The following is a 17,376-nucleotide window of genomic DNA, read 5'->3' on the forward strand; positions in this document are numbered from 1 at the left end:
AATTAGAGAATAAGATTCTGAAATAAATTCAGAATGACATTCTAACGTCTACTAAACTAATATCCAACCTTCTCACGAACACGACCAATAACAGCATTTGCAACTTTCGATGCTTTTTCGGCACCAATATTTAAAGCTTTATCCAACTCAGCAAGGTTGTCCATGTAGTAATGGTACTTTTCGCGTTGTGCAGCAAAGGTTTCAACAATTAATTCAAACAGCGCTTGTTTCGCATGTCCGTAACCATAATTACCATTTTCATAGTTGGCTTTCATGGTGGCTAATTGTTCGTCGTTAGCTAACAGCTTATAAATAGCAAAACAATTACAAGTACTCCAATCTTTAGGTTCTTCAAGAGGCGTACTATCGGTTTGAATACCCATTATTTGTTTACGTAACTTTTTATCGTTTAAAAAGATATTGATGGTGTTATCACGACTTTTACTCATTTTTTCACCATCGGTACCCGGAATTAGCATGATGTTTTCTTGTATTTTACCTTGAGGTAAAACAAAGGTTTCTCCCATTTTATTGTGAAAACGAGAAGCCACATCGCGAGTCATTTCAATATGCTGTAATTGATCTTTACCAACTGGAATTATTTCGGCATCATAAGCTAAAATATCGGCAGCCATAAGCATTGGGTAAGTAAATAAGCCTGAATTTACATCTTCTAATCTATCTGCTTTATCTTTAAAACCATGGGCAAGTGTTAAGCGCTGGTACGGAAAAAAGCAACTTAAGTACCACGATAATTCGGTTACTTGTGGCACATCGCTTTGTCTGTAAAACACCGTTTTTTCAATATCTAAGCCAAAAGCTAACCAAGTTGCAGCAACAGAATAAGTGTTATTGCGAAGCGTTTCGGCATCTTTAATTTGTGTTAATGTATGCAAATTAGCAATAAATAAATACGAATCGTTTTCTGGCTGTTCTGCCATTTTTATTGCAGGTAAAATTGCTCCTAAAATATTGCCTAAATGCGGTGTTCCTGTACTTTGTATTCCGGTTAAAATTCTTGCCATAGTTATATTCTCATTAAAGTGAGAATTGCATTAATATTAATCTTAATCTTTTTTGTTCGAGCAAAGGTATATTTTTTAATAGAATTGCTCAATACAATTCTGTATTTTTGAATTTCATGAAGGCTTTTAAATACATTTTTTGGATTCTATATCGGGTTTGGTTTTATGTACTGGTAGCGTTGCCTATTTTGCTTTTATTCCCAATTTTATTGATTTCTATTTCAAAAGAATCGTGGTATCCGTTTTTCTTTAAGCTTGCGCGATTTTGGGCAAAATTTATTCTTATTGGTATGGGCTTTACATATAGTATTAAACGCGAACAAACGCCTATAAAAGGTAAAAGTTACATGTTTATTGCGAACCACACCTCAATGGCCGATATTATGCTTATGCTTGCCACCGTGAAAAACCCATTTGTTTTTGTAGGTAAAGCAGAATTAGCAAAAATACCGTTGTTTGGGTTTTTTTATAAACGTACTTGTATTTTAGTTGATAGAAGTTCAGAAAAAAGCCGAAAAGCTGTGTTTTTAAGAGCACAACGACGTTTAAAATCGGGACTAAGTATTTGTATTTTTCCTGAAGGCGGTGTGCCCGATGAAGCGGTAGTTTTGGACAGCTTTAAAGATGGCGCTTTTAGGTTGGCCATAAACCACCAAATTCCTATTGTGCCAATTACCTTTGCCGATAATAAAAAACGATTTTCCTTTACTTTTTTTAGTGGAAGCCCTGGTAGAATGCGTGCCTATATCCATAAATTTATAAAAACCGAAGGCTTAACCATACAAGATACTAAACCGCTTAATATACAAGCACGAACCGTTATTTTAAATAAACTACAGGCGTATAATAAATAAAAAACTGCCCGGGGGAACGAGCAGTTTTTTTAGATTTGTACACTTCTGCACAAATCCAGATCTAACCAAAAACCTAAAATTTAATAGCGAATCCGGTATACACTCCAATAAAAAATGGTTTGAAATTACCAGAAGTATTTTTAAACGTATTAATTTGATATTTAAACATAGGTTCTAAATTCAAATCAATTGTGTTAGTCATTTTATAATTTAAGCCAAGGCCTAAATTGGCACTGTAGCTAAAGCTGTTAATATTGTTGGCTTCTCCTAAGAGAATGCTGTTGCCGTTTGCAGACTCCGAGTAAATTTCATTTTTATTTAAAAACAATGAACTGAAACCTCCAATTACATTAACACCAAATTTTTTATCTAAAACCACATATTGAATTTCTAAGGGCACTTCAATATATCCAAGAGATTGATTTAGCGAAGTGTTTTCGGTTTCAAACGAATTAGGTATTACAGCAGCAGCTTTGGCGCTTTCAAAACTTACATTGGTACTGCTGCCAGAAGCATCGTTGGCTATTAAAGCGTCACTAGTATTAATAGATAAGTTTTGCAAAGCACTACGGTTACTAACTCCAGCCGATTGAAATACAAGCACATCGTTGGTGTTGTAACCTAAATTCACACGGTTCACGCCCGAGCGAATGGTAATTTTATTATTAACAGCATAACTCGCCGAAATACCATAACTCATATTAATATTTCCTGTTTTAGAGTTGCTATTAAATTGCGGATCGATAGAAGAACCATTGCCCATGGTATTAAAATAAACAGGCGCAGCATTTGGGGCAACGCTCCACCTGTTTTTGGGGTTTTCTTTTTCTTCTTCAATGGTTGTTTTATTGTTTTCAAGAGCTTCTTCAATGGTTAAAGAGGCCTTTGTATTGTTTTCGGTGTTATTGTTTTCGTTACTTGTTTTGGTTTTTGTGATAGCCGTATTATTGTTATTCGTTTGGGTAATAAGTTTCTTAGCTTGGGTTTTATCAATTAAAACAGTTGGTTTTTCGGTGTTGTTTGGTGTTGTAACCACAGCTTCGGTTGCGTTGTGGTTATTTAAAACCGACTTACTTTCATTTTCAGCAATGTTTTTCAGCATGTTTTCGTTTTGGGTTAAACCCGGATTTTGTGCCAGATGCGAATTGTTTTTAGTTTTATTACCTGCTTTTGTACTCGCATTAAAGGGTTTTGTAATTGCCGTTTCATCTGAAGGTTTTACAACAGTTGAAGCGGTTTTGGTGTTTGAAACAGCTTCCGTTTGTGTATGGGTGTCGTTTGGTTTTGTATGGCTTGTATTGGCTATGTTATTTTTGTTTGCTGCGTTTGTGTTTTCAACGTTATTAACATCAGCAATACTATTTTTATTAGTGTTTATTGTGTTGTTTGGTGTGTTTTCAGAATCAACAACGTTTATGGTGTCTTGTGGTTTATCAGTATTAAAATAATTAAAACCTATGGTTAACAATAGCAATAAAGCAGCGGCTACACCAGCATAACGCCACCAAATTGGTATAACACGACGTTTTTTATTTTTCTGGTTAAGCTCTGTTTCAATACGTTCCCAAACGGCATCATTAGGTGTGGCTTCAAAATCTTTAAAGCCTTCCTGAAATAATCGATCTATGTGTTTTTTATCACTCATTATAAGGTTTGCGACTGTGGTCGCGCTTTATGTGCTTCTATGGTTTGTATCAAAATGTGTCTTGCTCTTGCTAAGTTCGATTTTGATGTGCCAATATTAATATTTAGCAAACCAGCTATTTCTTTATGCGAATACCCATCTAACACGTAAAGGTTAAACACCAAACGATATCTATCGGGTAATTCTTGAATTATTTTTAAAAGATATTCTATAGAAATGTTGTTGTCGTCAATTTCTATATACTCATCTTCAATATTATTTTCGTTTACGATATCAAAAACCTTTTCGTTTCGGTAACGCTGTAACGCGGTGTTTACAGTAATGCGTTTTAGCCAACCTTCAAAAGAGCCTTTGTGTTTATACTGTTCTATTTTATTGAAAATTGTTAAAAAAGCATCTTGTAAATTATCTTCGGCTTCGGCATAATTACGCGAATACTTTAAGCAGGTGGCGAATAACTTACCCGAAAAGAGTTTGTATAATTCGCTTTGTGCTTTGGTATCATTGGTTTTACAATTTTCTATGAGTTGTTTTAAACTCAAATTAAAACACGTATTAATTTATAATTAGTTTATTCGGTTACCGGTACTTCTATGGTTAAATAGGTGTCTTCTTCTGCATCGTTTTCACCTTGCCAAAATTTAAAAATATACGACCCATTACTTGTTACCGTAAAATTAAATGTGGCTTCAACCAATTCGTCATCTAGGGTTTCGCATGCGCTATCTTCAAAAACATAAGTTATTGGAGCTACTGTACGTTCGTTATTGTTTTTATTATAATAAAAATCTCTGAAACTGTGGCAAGAGGTTGGCCTATAATAATAAATGGTTATTGGGTAAGTTTCTCCCATTATGAATTCATCGGGAATGTCTACGCTATCAACAGGTAAAACTTCAAAATAGTAATTAGGGTCATCATCTAGACTACATGATGCTAGGCTAAAAATTAGTAAACAAAGTGCAATAAACTTTTTCATTGCTTTAAATTTAGGGATATTATACACGTTTGCCTATAAGATGCAATGTTTTATAAAAGGTTGCGTAGTAAAATAAAAAAATCCCGTTTTTAACGGGATTTTATAAATTTTTTAAGCTTTGGCTTCTGCTACAGCTTGCCTTACTTTGGCTTCTAGTTCATCCATTAGCTCTGGATTGTCTTTTATTAAAGCTTTAACCGAATCTCTACCTTGGCCTAGTTTAGTATCGTCGTAACTAAACCACGAACCGCTTTTCTTTACAATTTCGTAATCAACGGCTAAATCTAAAATTTCACCTACTTTACTAACGCCTTCACCATACATAATATCGAATTCGGCGGTTTTAAAAGGAGGAGCTACTTTGTTTTTCACCACTTTTACACGAGTTTTATTCCCCGAAACATCTCCGCTTGTATCTTTAATTTGTGTAGATCGACGAATATCTAATCTAACCGAAGCATAGAATTTTAATGCGTTACCACCAGTTGTGGTTTCAGGGTTACCAAACATAACTCCAATTTTTTCACGTAACTGGTTAATAAATATTACAGTACAATTGGTTTTACTAATCGATGCTGTTAATTTTCTTAAGGCTTGAGACATTAAACGGGCGTGAAGTCCCATTTTAGAGTCGCCCATTTCGCCTTCTATTTCGCTTTTTGGGGTTAATGCTGCAACAGAATCTATTACAACTATATCTATAGCTCCAGAACGAATTAAGTTATCGGTAATTTCTAAGGCTTGTTCACCATTATCTGGCTGAGAAATAATTAAATTATCTATATCTACACCTAGTTTTTTGGCGTAAAATCTATCAAAAGCATGTTCAGCATCAATAAAAGCAGCAATACCTCCAGATTTTTGTGCTTCGGCAATGGCATGCAGCGTTAAGGTCGTTTTACCCGATGATTCTGGACCGTAAATTTCTATTACACGCCCGCGTGGATATCCGCCAACGCCTAAGGCAATATCTAAACCTAACGATCCCGACGAAATAGCTTCTACATCTACAATGGCAGAGTCGCTCATTTTCATTACTGTACCTTTTCCGTAGGCTTTATCTAATTTATCTAAAGTAAGTTTTAGTGCTTTTAATTTTGCTTCTTTTTCGCTACTCATCGTTTCGTTTTTTTCTAAAAAATTGTATGCTAAAATACTATAAGTTTTGGCATCTTACAATATTAAGGCCTATGCTTTTTTAACAATTTACGTTGTTGTTAATAATTTATCTTAATTAAAAAAAAATTAGCACGCAACCTTTTTATGTTTTTAGCATCTACTATTTAAAGTGGGAAAAATTGCTATGAAAAGATTATTTTTTTTTCACGAAAACTAAATTAACTAACGCCTGGGGTTTCTCAATAGCCTTTTTTGGTTAATGGTAATTGTAAAATCACCGAAGGAGAAAAAGCACTTTAAGTTTAATTAAAGTGCTTTTTTTATGACAAATAATTGCTAAAAGCCTCGAAAATTGTAGTTTTGCACTTTATATTATTACTTTTTTTAACCTTAAAACTTAGTATAGCATGCAACTGTACAACAAATTAAGCGCAAAAGAAAGAGCAGAATTAATCGAAAAAGCAGGGCAAGATCGATTAACACTTTCTTTTTATCAGTACGCCAAAATTAAAAATCCACACGAATTTAGAGATCAACTTTTTTTAGTTTGGGATAAACTCGATGTATTAGGTCGAATTTATGTCGCAAACGAGGGGATTAACGGGCAATTATCGTTGCCAGCCGAAAACTTCGAAGCTTTTAAAACACATTTAGATACCATTGATTTTTTAAAAGATATTAGACTGAATATTGCTGTAGAGCAAGACAATATGTCGTTTTTAAAATTAAAAGTTAAAGTGCGCCCAAAAATTGTAGCCGATGGTTTAAATGATGAAACTTTTGATGTAACAAACAAAGGGGTACATGTTGCTGCCGATAAGTTTAATGAGCTTATTGAAGATGAAAACACCGTTTTGGTTGATATGCGTAACCACTACGAAAGCGAAATTGGACATTTTAAAAATGCCATAACGCCAGATGTTGATACCTTTAGAGAATCTTTAGATATTATTGAAGACGATTTAAAAGAACACAAAGAAGATAAAAACTTAGTGATGTATTGTACAGGCGGTATTCGATGCGAAAAAGCCAGTGCTTATTTTAAACATAAAGGATTTAAAAATGTGTATCAGCTTGAAGGTGGTATTATAGAATACACCAGACAAGTAAAAGAGGAAAATTTAGAAAATAAGTTTTTAGGGCAAAATTTTGTGTTCGACGATCGGCGAGCAGAGCGCATTAGCGACGATGTAATTGCAAATTGCCACCAATGTGGAGAACCTTTTGATGTGCACACCAATTGTGCTAACGAAGCCTGCCATTTATTATTTATTCAATGTCCAAAATGTAAAGAAGAAATGGAAAACTGTTGTTCTACGGCGTGCATGGAAATAAACCGTTTGCCCTACGAAGAACAAAAAGAACTTCGCAAAGGTCAAGGCAATAGCAACGATATCTTTAAAAAAGGGAGAGCCGACCATTTGCCTTACAAAAAAGATCTCCGAAATATATTTGAGCATTTTAAAAAATAATCTATCAAAAAAAAGCAACTTAAATAGTTGCTTTTTTTATGCCATAAAACGTTTTATTTCGAAAAGTAATTTCTAATTTAGTGATGTTTACGTTACATAAAATGTATATTTATTTAACTAAACAAATAATGTTATCTTTACACATTAAAATTAATTACAAATCGTTATTCGTAATAAATTAGTTATTAACGAATTCAATATATACTTTATTAACTTATGGCTTGTGCAAGTTGCTCAACTAAAGATGGACAACCAAAAGGTTGCAAAAATAATGGCACGTGTGGTACAGATAGTTGCAACAAATTAACTGTTTTCGACTGGTTATCTAATATGTCACTTCCATCGGGAGAAGAACCTTTTAATTGGGTTGAGGTGCGATATAAAAACGGGAGAAAAGAATATTATCATAACACCGAAAATTTAACGCTTAGTATTGGTGACGTTGTTGCTACCCAAGCTAAAGCAGGTCATGATATTGGAATGGTTACCCTTACGGGGGAATTGGTACGCGTGCAAATGAAGCGTAAAAAAATACCAACCGACACCAAAGAGGCTTTAAAAATTTACCGAAAAGCAAGTCAAAAAGATATTGATATTTGGCAAAAAGCCAGAGATCGCGAAGAACCTATGAAGGTTAAAGCGAGACAGTTTGCAATAGATTTAAGATTGCAAATGAAAATATCTGATATCGAATTTCAAGGTGATGCCAGCAAAGCGACCTTTTATTATACAGCAGAAGAACGCGTGGATTTTAGAGAGCTAATTAAAGTTTTTGCACGCGAGTTTCGTACAAGAATCGAAATGAAACAAGTAGGCTTCCGACAAGAAGCAGCCAGACTTGGTGGTATAGGTTCTTGCGGGCGTGAATTGTGTTGTTCTACCTGGTTAACCGATTTTCGTTCGGTAAGTACTTCAGCTGCGCGTTATCAGCAGTTATCGTTAAATCCACAAAAACTTGCTGGACAATGTGGAAAATTAAAATGTTGTTTAAATTATGAGCTAGACACCTATTTAGATGCTTTAAAAGATTTTCCTAAAGTTGAAATTAAAATTCAAACAGAAAAAGGAACTGCTGTTTGCCAAAAAACAGACATATTTAAAGGGCACATGTGGTATGCATACGAAGGCGAATGGATGAATTGGCACAAAATTACTACAGAACAAGCCAACGAAATTATTGCGCTTAATAAGCAAAATAAAAAAATAGCCAGCCTCGAAGAATACGCTAGCGATTTGGTTGAAGATACTAAAACTAATTTCGAGAACGTTGTAGGACAAGATAGTTTAACACGTTTCGATAGTCCAAAACGTCCTAGAAAACGTAAAAACAATAGAAACAAGCAAAACAGCGCGAATAAAAACAACGGAGGTGGTAATAATAATCGTAGCCGTAATAGTAACAGGAGTAATAATAACAATAACAATAATAAGCGTAAAAAACCGCAAAGACAAAAATCGAATAATGGCTCGAAGTAATGTTTTTTTATTGTTTTTAATAACCTTTTTAAGTTTAGTATCGTGCGATTCAAATCGGGTTTTCGACACCTATAAATCGGTTCCTAATAAATGGCATAAAGACTCTATTGTTAGTTTTAATATTGCACCGCCCGATTCTACCAATGCGTACAATTTGTTTGTAAATTTAAGAAATACTAATGCGTATAAATTCAGCAATTTATTCTTAATTGTAGAAATGCAATTTCCGCATGGTAAAACTGTAAAAGATACTTTAGAGTACCGTATGGCAGATCCCACAGGAAAACTTCTTGGGGTTGGGTATACCGATGTAAAAGAGAATAAGTTGTGGTACAAAGAAGCCGTTATTTTTAACGAAACTGGTAATTATATTGTAAAAATACAACACGCCATGCGAGAAAATGGTAAAGTAAATGGTGTTGAAGAACTAATAGGTATTACCGATGTTGGTTTTAGAATAGAGCATGCAACGAAAAGTAATTAATAGAACTTTTTAAGGTAATTATTAAAATAAATTATGGCTAAAGCAAAAAAACAAGAAAATGAATCGCAAGGATTTTCAAAATACATTCGTTGGTTTTGGTGGTTATTTTTAGGCGGTATTTTTTCGGTTATTTTTATTTTTTTATTAGCGTCATGGGGCGCTTTTGGCGATATGCCAGACCATACGGTTTTAGAAAACCCTAAAACCAATCTAGCAACAGAAATTATTTCTTCCGACGGAAAAACCCTTGGTAAGTTTTATTTTGATGATAACCGTACACCTGTAGGTTATAATCAGCTGCCTCAAAATTTAGTCGATGCTTTAGTCGCGACCGAAGATGCTCGTTTTTTCGAACATTCCGGTATCGATGCTCGTGGTACCTTACGAGCCATTGTAAAGTTAGGTGCAGGCGGCGGTGCGAGTACTATTTCGCAGCAATTAGCAAAACAATTATTTCATGGTGAAGGGTCTAAAAATATTGTAGAAAGGGTGTTACAAAAAGCTAAAGAATGGATTATCGCTATTCGCCTAGAGCGCCAATACACCAAAGAAGAAATTATAGCCCAATATTTTAATATTTACGATTTTGGTAATAATGCCGATGGTATTCGTAGTGCATCCAGAATTTATTTTAATAAAGAACCTAATGAGCTCGATTTAAAGGAATCGGCCATGTTGGTTGGGATGTTTAAAAACTCTTCATTGTACAATTTTAAAAGGAATCCTGTAGGCGTAAAAAATCGTCGTAATGTGGTTTTAGCACAAATGTATAAATATGATTTTATTGCTGAAACGGTTAAAGATTCTCTACAAAAAACAGATTTAGGAATTGATTATACACCTGAAACTCATAATGCTGGTACTGCTACATATTTTAGAGAATATTTACGCGATTTTATGAAGCAGTGGATAAAAGACAATCCTAAATCTGATGGTGAAAACTGGAGTTTATACAACGACGGACTTAAAATTTACACCACCATCGATTCGCGTATGCAAAAACATGCCGAAGATGCCGTAGCACAACACATGCCAAGGCTACAAGCTGAGTTTTTTCATCAAAATACGCCAGATAGAAACCCAACCGCACCGTTTTTAGATTTAGAGGAAGATGAGATTACCGATCTAATGAATCGTTCAATGCGCCGATCGGAGCGTTGGAGACACATGAAATACGATTTAAAAAAATCGAATAAAGAGATAGAAGATTCATTTTACAAACCAACGCAAATGGAAGTTTTTGCTTGGGACAATGGTAAACCAACCGAGATTGATACCATTATGAAACCAATCGATTCTATGCGTTATTACAAATCGTTTTTACGTACCGGAATGATGTCTATGGATCCGCATACAGGTCATGTAAAAGCTTGGGTTGGTGGTGTAAATTACAGACATTTTCAGTACGACATGGTAAAGCAAGGGAAACGCCAAATAGGTTCAACCTTTAAGCCTTTGGTGTATACAGCAGCTATCGATCAGTTACACTATTCACCATGCGATGAGTTTCCAGATGTACCTTATTGTATTGAAGCTAATAAATATGGAAATCCAGAAGAATGGTGTCCAAAAAATTCGACGCCAGACTATGGTGGTACCCGATCGTTAAAAAATGCCTTAGCAAATTCGGTTAACACTATTACTGCGCAACTTATTGATAAAGTGGGGCCACAAACCGTGGTCGATTTAGCTAAAAAATTAGGTATAGAGTCCGATATTCCTGCGGTACCTTCAATTGCTTTAGGAACGCCAGGTATTAGTGTTTACGAAATGGTTGGTGCTTATTCTACGTTTGCAAACCAAGGTGTTTATACCAAACCTGTAATGGTTACTACCATTGAAGATAAAAACGGGACTATTTTATACCAATTTAAACCAGAAACCCGCGATGTTTTAAGTGAAGAAACGGCTTATGTAACGGTTAAATTAATGCAAGGTGTTACCGAAGGTGGTTCGGGTACACGTTTACGAACCGTAGGTTACGATAAGTGGCGCGCAGAATACAGAGAAGTTATTACAGGATATCCATACCAGTTTACAAACCCAATAGCTGGTAAAACAGGTACTACGCAAAACCAAAGTGATGGTTGGTTTATGGGTATGGTTCCAAATTTAGTAACGGGTGTTTGGGTTGGTGCCGATGATAGAGCTGCGCATTTTAAAAGTATTACCTACGGGCAAGGCGCTACAATGGCTTTACCTATTTGGGGTGTTTATATGAAAAATTGTTATGCAGATGCCGATTTAAATATATCCAAAGAAGACTTTATTGCGCCAAAGGAATTAACCATTAACATTGATTGTTCAGTTAAAGATGATGGTAATAATGCTTCAGATGATACTCCAAATACCGAAGAAACTTTAGATGATTTGGATTTTTAACTAATACTCTTAGCAAAATCAACAAAAAACGCCACCGATTCGGGGTTTTTCATAGCATCAATATTTATGCTTTTTTCTAAAGGCATTTTAAGTAAAATCTTTTTTACGGGTGCTTCCATTTTTTTACCGCTAATGGTATACGGTATATCTGGAGTTTCTATAATTGCATCGGGGACGTGGCGTGGTGAATATTCGGTTTTAAGTTCGTGATTTATTTGTGCTTTTAAATCGTCGTTTAAAACGTTGTTGGGTTTCATTTTTACAAAAAGAGGCATGTAATGGTTACCACCTTCAAGTTCTAAATTAACAATTAAAGCATCTTCAATTTCGGTTATGTTGTTAATTGCTCTATAAATTTCGGCAGTACCAATTCTAATACCGTGTCGGTTTAAAGTAGCATCAGAGCGTCCGTAAATAACTAATCCGTGTGTTTCAGAATTAATTTTTATAAAATCGCCATGGCGCCATTTGCCTGGGTAATCTTCGAAATAACTGGCTTTATAACGTTTGTTTTCGGCATCATTCCAAAAATAAATAGGCATTGTGGGCATGGGTTTATCAATTACCATTTCGCCTAATTCATCTTCAACTGTTTCAGCTAAATCATTATAAGCAAAAAGCGACACACCTAAAGCTCTACATTGAATTTCACCCGAATACACAGGATAGTCTAAACAACCACCAACAAAAGCAGTACAAACATCGGTGCCACCAGCCATTGAGCATAGCCAAACATCATTTTTAATATGTTTATAAACATAATCGAATGCATCGGGAGGTAAAGGGGCTCCTGTTGAACTTATGGATCGAATAGACGATAAACTGTGTGTTGTTTTTGGCGATATATTACGTTTCATACTGGTTACTAAAAACGGTGCGCTGGTGCCAAAATGAGTGATGTTTACCTTGTCGGAAAAATCCCAAAGCGCATTAAAATTGGGAAATGTTGGAGAACCATCGAACAATACCATAGTAGCGCCCATGAGTAATGAAGCTTGCAAGAAATTCCACATCATCCAGCCTGTTGTTGAAAACCAAAAGTAATTTTCGTTAGGTTTTACATCATTGTGAAACGCCATATATTTATAATGTTCTAGTAAAACACCTCCAGTACTATGTACAATGGGTTTTGGCAGGCCTGTGGTGCCGGAAGAGTATAAAACCCAAATAGGATCGTTAAACTCAACAGGTGTGAATTCTAAAGTTTTAGCAGTGTTGTTCCAAAGAGTTTCAATATTTGTATAGTGCTCTGGAAATGCGTTAGCTTCCTTTATATAATTATGAATAATAACGTTCTCGAGCGATGGTAATGCTTTAACAATACTATTTACAACATCGGTTTTATCGTAGGGTTTTCCGTTGTAATAATAACCGTTTACAGCAATAATTACTTTTGGATTTATTTGCGAAAAGCGATCGATTACACTATCAACACCAAAATCGGGAGAGGTGCTCGACCAAATTGCGCCTAAACTATTTGCCGCCAGAAAACAAATGGTGGCTTCGGGTATGTTTGGTAAAAATGCTACGACACGATCGCCTTTTGTTATGCCTATACTTTTAAAATAATGTGCCATGGCAGCAACTTTTAGTTTTAACGCTTTCCAGGTAATGTTTTGTATTGTTCCTGATTCATGACCAAAAATAATGGCCGTTTTAGTGGCTTGGTAGTTTTTAAAAATATGTTCGGTATAATTAAGAGTGGCGCCTTCAAACCATTTTACACCTGGCATATTGTAGCTTGAAATAATGTTTTTGTATGGCGAATGGAAAGTTACTTTAAAATATTTAGTAATGCTTTGCCAAAAATCTCCAATATGTGTAATGGACCATGTCCATAGCTCTTCGTAACTTTTAAATTTGAGGTTGTAATGTATTGATAGCCAGTTTCTATATTGATTTAAATGACTTTGTTTTAAAACACTAGTTGTTGGTATATAAAGTGGTGTAACCGACATAGTTTGTATGTTTTTAATTTAGTTGATTTACGCCTAAAATTTTATCAAATGTTAAAAAAATATGTATTTCAACGAAAAAATATGTTTTTTAGCGATATAATTAAATAACTCTATTATATTTGTAGAGCCCAAAATAACCAAATAATTAATAATAGATTTAGCCAAATCTGCTAAAAAATTAACCAAAAATGTAGACCCAAATCTACCTGAACTTAACCAAAATTGTAGACCCAAATCTACTAAAATCTTAAACCTATGAATTTTGCATCAAATCTACCTGAACAACCTACTTTAATTGAAAGCAAATTCAAGGAAACTGTTAAAAAAAATATACAGTTTTTGAAAAGTTTGCTTTATTTAACCAAAAAGATTTTCATGCTATAACCCTTTGGGTATAGCATGAATTAGCTTTTGGGTATATGCCTTTTTAGGGTTGCTGTAAATAGCATCGGCATCATCTAATTCTTCAATTTTACCTTTATTCATTACCAGTAATTGATCGCTCATATATTTTACCACTGCTAAGTCGTGTGAAATGAAAATATAGGTAAAACCAAAAGCTTCTTTTAATTCATTTAATAAGTTTAGCACTTGGGCTTGAACCGAAATATCTAATGCCGATACAGATTCGTCGCAAACTATAAGTTTTGGCTGTAATGCAATAGTTCTGGCAATACCAATACGTTGACGTTGACCACCAGAAAATTCGTGTGGATATCTATTAAAATAATCTTCACTTAGACCAACACGGTTTAAAATATCGATAGTTTTTTCTTTTCTTTCAGTATCTGTTTGATATAATTTATGGACTTTCATGGGTTCCATAATAGCTTCACCAATTGGAATACGTGGATTTAAAGACGAATAAGGATCTTGAAAAATGATTTGTATTTCTTTTCTTAAGGTTTTTAAATCGCTATTTTTTAGCTTTGTAATATCCTTACCTTTATATAAAATACTTCCTGCTGTAGCCTTGTCTAGTTGTAAAATAGCATTGCCTAAGGTGCTTTTACCACAGCCCGATTCGCCAACTAATCCTAATGTTTCGCCTTCGTAAAGCTTAAAACTAACACCGTTTACGGCTTTAAAATTCTCCGGTTTTGTAAACCAACCACCTTTCTTTAAATATTCTTTTTCAACATTTATAACCTCTAATAGAGGTGCTTTACTATATATTTTCTTATGGTTTTCGGTACGTTGTTCTGTGGTAATGATTTCGGTTTTTGGTGTGCCATCTAAAAAATCTTGAATGGTTGGCAAAACTTTTAATCGAGTATCTAGCGAGGGTCTAGAGTTAATTAGGGCTTTGGTGTAAATGTGTTTAGGCTCCTTAAAAATAGTTTGTGCTTTACCTTGTTCTACAATGTCTCCTTTGTACATTACTAAAATACGATCGGAAATTTCGGAAATTAAAGACAAGTCGTGAGTAATAAAAATAATACTCATTTTAGTATCGCTTTGTAACGATTTTAAAAGTTTAACAATGTCTTTTTGTACGGTTACATCGAGTGCTGTTGTTGGCTCGTCGGCAATTAAAATATCGGGTTTGCAAGCAATGGCCATAGCAATCATTACCCGTTGTTTTTGTCCGCCAGAAATTTCATGGGGATAAGCTTTAAATACCCGTTCTGGGTTAGGGAGTTTTACCTTTTCGAATAGAGAAATAACTTCTGGTTTGGCTTCCTTTTTTTCGTAAAATGTATGCTGTGTTAATATTTCTAAAACTTGTTCTCCACAACTCAAAGACGGGTTTAAAGAACTCATTGGTTCTTGAAAAATCATAGCAATTTTATTGCCTCGAATGTCTTGAAATGATTTTGATGGTAAGGTTGTTAATTCTTGATTGTTATAAGAAATAGAACCAGAAGTAATTTTTGATATTTTTTTAGGTAACAAACCTAAAATAGCTAAAGATGACACCGATTTGCCTGATCCAGATTCTCCAACAATACCCAAAATTTCGTTTTCGAAAACTTGGTAGGAAATACCATGGATAACTTCATTTTTGCCAAAGGAAATTTTAAGATTATTTATCGATAAAATAGGTGCTTTGTCCATTTTAGTTTTTCAATTTTTATACATGTAAAATTTCATCCTCATTTAAAATATCGTCACCGCGTAGGCGCAACAGTATTTGCGCTACAGCAATAGTGTCTTTTTCACAATAAATTATTATTCGGTCTATGTCGTTTTCTTCGTAATATACCCGGCACACTTCGCTACCGTCAATATCGTCTTTTGGCGACGGAATTCCTAACACATTGGTTAATAACTTTAATGAGGTGTAAGTTTTAAAATCGCCAAATTTCCAGAGTTCGAGGGTGTCTAAATGTGGAACTTCCCACGGTTTTTTACCAAATAAATTAAGTTTATATGGTAACTCGATATTATTTATAATCATGCGGCGCGCAATGTATGGAAAGTCGAATTCCTTGCCGTTATGGGCGCAAAGTAAATGATGATTTTGGCTAAAATGAGAAATGATTAAGTTCTTAAATTCACGTAAAAGTTTGGCTTCTTCACCAAAAAAGGAAGTAACTCGAAATTTGCGTAAATCACCTTGAAAATTAAAGTAACCGACAGATATGCATACTATTTTACCAAATTCAGCCCAAATACCAGCACGTTCGTAAAACTCTTCAGGTGTGTAATCGTCTTTACGTTGGTATTTCGATTTATGTTCCCAAAGGGTTTGTTTGGTTTCGTCTAAATCTGAAAAGTTTGCTGTTTCTGGAACGGTTTCAATATCTAAAAATAATATATGTTCAAGATTTAGTTTTTGTATCATGGTTGTTTTCCGCGAAAGCGCTGTGTTAATTATTCATCATTTTGTAGGCTTCTTCTATATAAACGGTTATATCGTTTGTGAATTTACCAACGCCTTGGTCGGGCGATTTTTTGTGGCCTAAGCGAACAATAATTAGGTTGTCGTTGGGTTCAACTAAAACGTATTGGCCTAAGTGGCCACGCATCATAAAAAAGTGTTTGTTGTCAACATCTTTTAGCCACCAGCCATAGCCGTATTCTGGACTTTCTTTAAAGCGCGGGGTAATGCTTTTTTTTACGAATGCAGAGTCTAGAAGTTGTTTGCCGTTCCATTTACCGTTGTCTTTGTATAGTTTGCCAAAGCGGGCAAAATCTCGAGCACTGCTTGAAATACAACAAAACGTTTTGGCTAACCTGTTTTTGTCGTCGTCTAGTTGCCAAAGCGCATTGTTGGCAGCTCCCATAGGTTTCCAGAAACTTTCTGATAAGTAATTGGCTAAGGTTTTTCCTGTAGCCTTTTGTATTACCATGCCTAATAGAGCTGTGCTTCCACTTAAATATTCAAATTCTACACCTGGTGTTTTTACTACTTTTTGGTTTAAAATGGTTTCGGCTAAATCGTCGTCGTAATTGGCTCGTGCGGTTACCGAAAACGGACTTGTGTAATGCTCAACCCAATCTAAGCCTGATGCCATTGATGATAAATCGCCAACCGTTGTTTTTGCATAATTATATTGAGGATAAAAATCACTTAACGGTTGGTCTAGGTTTTTTATATAACCATCCATAATGGCTTTTCCTAATAGGGCTGAGGTTATACTTTTTGCCATTGAGAACGAGTTGGTTTTAGAGTCTTTATTGTACCCATCGTAATATTTTTCAAACCAAATACTATCGTTTTTTATAATTACATAGGCAATGGTTCCCCAATCTTGATTTACTTTCTTGAGCTTTTCTGTAGGTTTTACGCTGTTGTAGTTTTTATGAATTGGCCATTCATCAACCTTTGTTCCTTTTTTTATGGTATCGTTTTCAAAGTACGGATAATCGTCTATAAAAGCTGTTTTATGGCCAGTAAAATAAACAACTTTTACGCCTTTAATAATATAATCATAATCAAAAACATATAATAAAATTATTATAAGAGCAAGTATTGCAGCAAGCCATTTAAGAAGCTTTTTTATAAATTTCATAGGGTGTAGGGTTTAGTTGAAAT

At 34.7% G+C, this 17,376-nt stretch carries 14 protein-coding genes; 5 read left to right on the forward strand and 9 right to left on the reverse strand.

What is annotated here, in order from left to right; all coding sequences use genetic code 11:
- Positions 1-56 precede the first annotated feature (56 nt).
- Positions 57-1,025 (reverse strand): tryptophan--tRNA ligase, encoded by a 969-nt coding sequence (gene trpS, locus PW52_RS03965; protein ID WP_044631612.1) that lies wholly within the window; start codon positions 1,023-1,025, stop codon positions 57-59.
- Positions 1,026-1,141: 116 nt separating this feature from the next.
- Between trpS and PW52_RS03970 the strand changes: the two genes are divergently transcribed.
- Positions 1,142-1,879: a lysophospholipid acyltransferase family protein gene (locus tag PW52_RS03970; RefSeq protein WP_044631613.1), complete on the forward strand. Its 738-nt coding sequence runs from the start codon at positions 1,142-1,144 to the stop codon at positions 1,877-1,879.
- 73 nt (positions 1,880-1,952) lie between these two features.
- On the opposite strand, the gene PW52_RS03975 is transcribed toward PW52_RS03970, so the two are convergent.
- The 4 genes from PW52_RS03975 to recA all read right to left on the reverse strand — a co-directional run bounded on the left by PW52_RS03975 (position 1,953) and on the right by recA (position 5,622).
- A complete protein-coding gene (locus PW52_RS03975; protein ID WP_044631614.1) occupies positions 1,953-3,524 on the reverse strand; it encodes a hypothetical protein in 1,572 nt (523 codons plus the stop codon).
- Positions 3,524-4,066: an RNA polymerase sigma factor gene (locus PW52_RS03980; protein ID WP_044631615.1), complete on the reverse strand. Its 543-nt coding sequence runs from the start codon at positions 4,064-4,066 to the stop codon at positions 3,524-3,526. The genes PW52_RS03975 and PW52_RS03980 overlap by 1 nt, the downstream gene beginning before the upstream one ends.
- Positions 4,067-4,095: 29 nt before the next feature.
- Positions 4,096-4,503: a hypothetical protein gene (locus PW52_RS03985; RefSeq protein WP_044631616.1), complete on the reverse strand. Its 408-nt coding sequence runs from the start codon at positions 4,501-4,503 to the stop codon at positions 4,096-4,098.
- Positions 4,504-4,614: 111 nt separating this feature from the next.
- Positions 4,615-5,622: a recombinase RecA gene (gene recA / locus PW52_RS03990; RefSeq protein ID WP_044631617.1), complete on the reverse strand. Its 1,008-nt coding sequence runs from the start codon at positions 5,620-5,622 to the stop codon at positions 4,615-4,617.
- Between the two features lie 407 nt (positions 5,623-6,029).
- Here recA and trhO point away from each other — a divergent pair, with 407 nt between their 5' ends.
- The 4 genes from trhO to PW52_RS04010 all read left to right on the forward strand — a co-directional run bounded on the left by trhO (position 6,030) and on the right by PW52_RS04010 (position 11,436).
- Positions 6,030-7,094, forward strand: a complete 1,065-nt coding sequence (gene trhO / locus PW52_RS03995; protein ID WP_044631618.1) for an oxygen-dependent tRNA uridine(34) hydroxylase TrhO — start codon at positions 6,030-6,032, stop codon at positions 7,092-7,094.
- 216 nt (positions 7,095-7,310) lie between these two features.
- Positions 7,311-8,570, forward strand: a complete 1,260-nt coding sequence (locus PW52_RS04000) for a PSP1 domain-containing protein (RefSeq protein WP_044631619.1) — start codon at positions 7,311-7,313, stop codon at positions 8,568-8,570.
- The gene (locus PW52_RS04005; protein WP_044631620.1) at positions 8,557-9,054 is read left to right on the forward strand and encodes a gliding motility lipoprotein GldH; all 498 of its coding nucleotides are present in this window, start codon (positions 8,557-8,559) and stop codon (positions 9,052-9,054) included. The genes PW52_RS04000 and PW52_RS04005 overlap by 14 nt, the downstream gene beginning before the upstream one ends.
- A gap of 33 nt (positions 9,055-9,087) precedes the next feature.
- The gene (locus tag PW52_RS04010; RefSeq protein WP_044631621.1) at positions 9,088-11,436 is read left to right on the forward strand and encodes a penicillin-binding protein 1A; all 2,349 of its coding nucleotides are present in this window, start codon (positions 9,088-9,090) and stop codon (positions 11,434-11,436) included.
- Here the strand turns inward: PW52_RS04010 and PW52_RS04015 are convergent.
- From PW52_RS04015 to PW52_RS04035, 4 genes are all read right to left on the reverse strand, one after another.
- The gene (locus PW52_RS04015) at positions 11,433-13,394 is read right to left on the reverse strand and encodes an acetoacetate--CoA ligase (protein WP_044631622.1); all 1,962 of its coding nucleotides are present in this window, start codon (positions 13,392-13,394) and stop codon (positions 11,433-11,435) included. The two genes, PW52_RS04010 and PW52_RS04015, sit on opposite strands and share 4 nt — an antisense overlap.
- A 378-nt stretch (positions 13,395-13,772) precedes the next feature.
- Entirely contained in the window at positions 13,773-15,452 is a 1,680-nt protein-coding gene (locus tag PW52_RS04025; RefSeq protein WP_044631624.1) for an ABC transporter ATP-binding protein, read from the reverse strand.
- A 16-nt stretch (positions 15,453-15,468) separates the two neighbouring features.
- Positions 15,469-16,182, reverse strand: coding sequence for a 3'-5' exonuclease (locus PW52_RS04030; protein ID WP_044631625.1), 714 nt, complete (start codon positions 16,180-16,182; stop codon positions 15,469-15,471).
- Between the two features lie 25 nt (positions 16,183-16,207).
- A complete protein-coding gene (locus PW52_RS04035) occupies positions 16,208-17,353 on the reverse strand; it encodes a serine hydrolase domain-containing protein (protein ID WP_117584354.1) in 1,146 nt (381 codons plus the stop codon).
- Between the last annotated feature and the right edge of the window lie 23 nt (positions 17,354-17,376).

It is taken from the genome of Neotamlana sedimentorum (genome assembly GCF_000943565.1).
Taxonomy (GTDB): domain Bacteria; phylum Bacteroidota; class Bacteroidia; order Flavobacteriales; family Flavobacteriaceae; genus Neotamlana; species Neotamlana sedimentorum.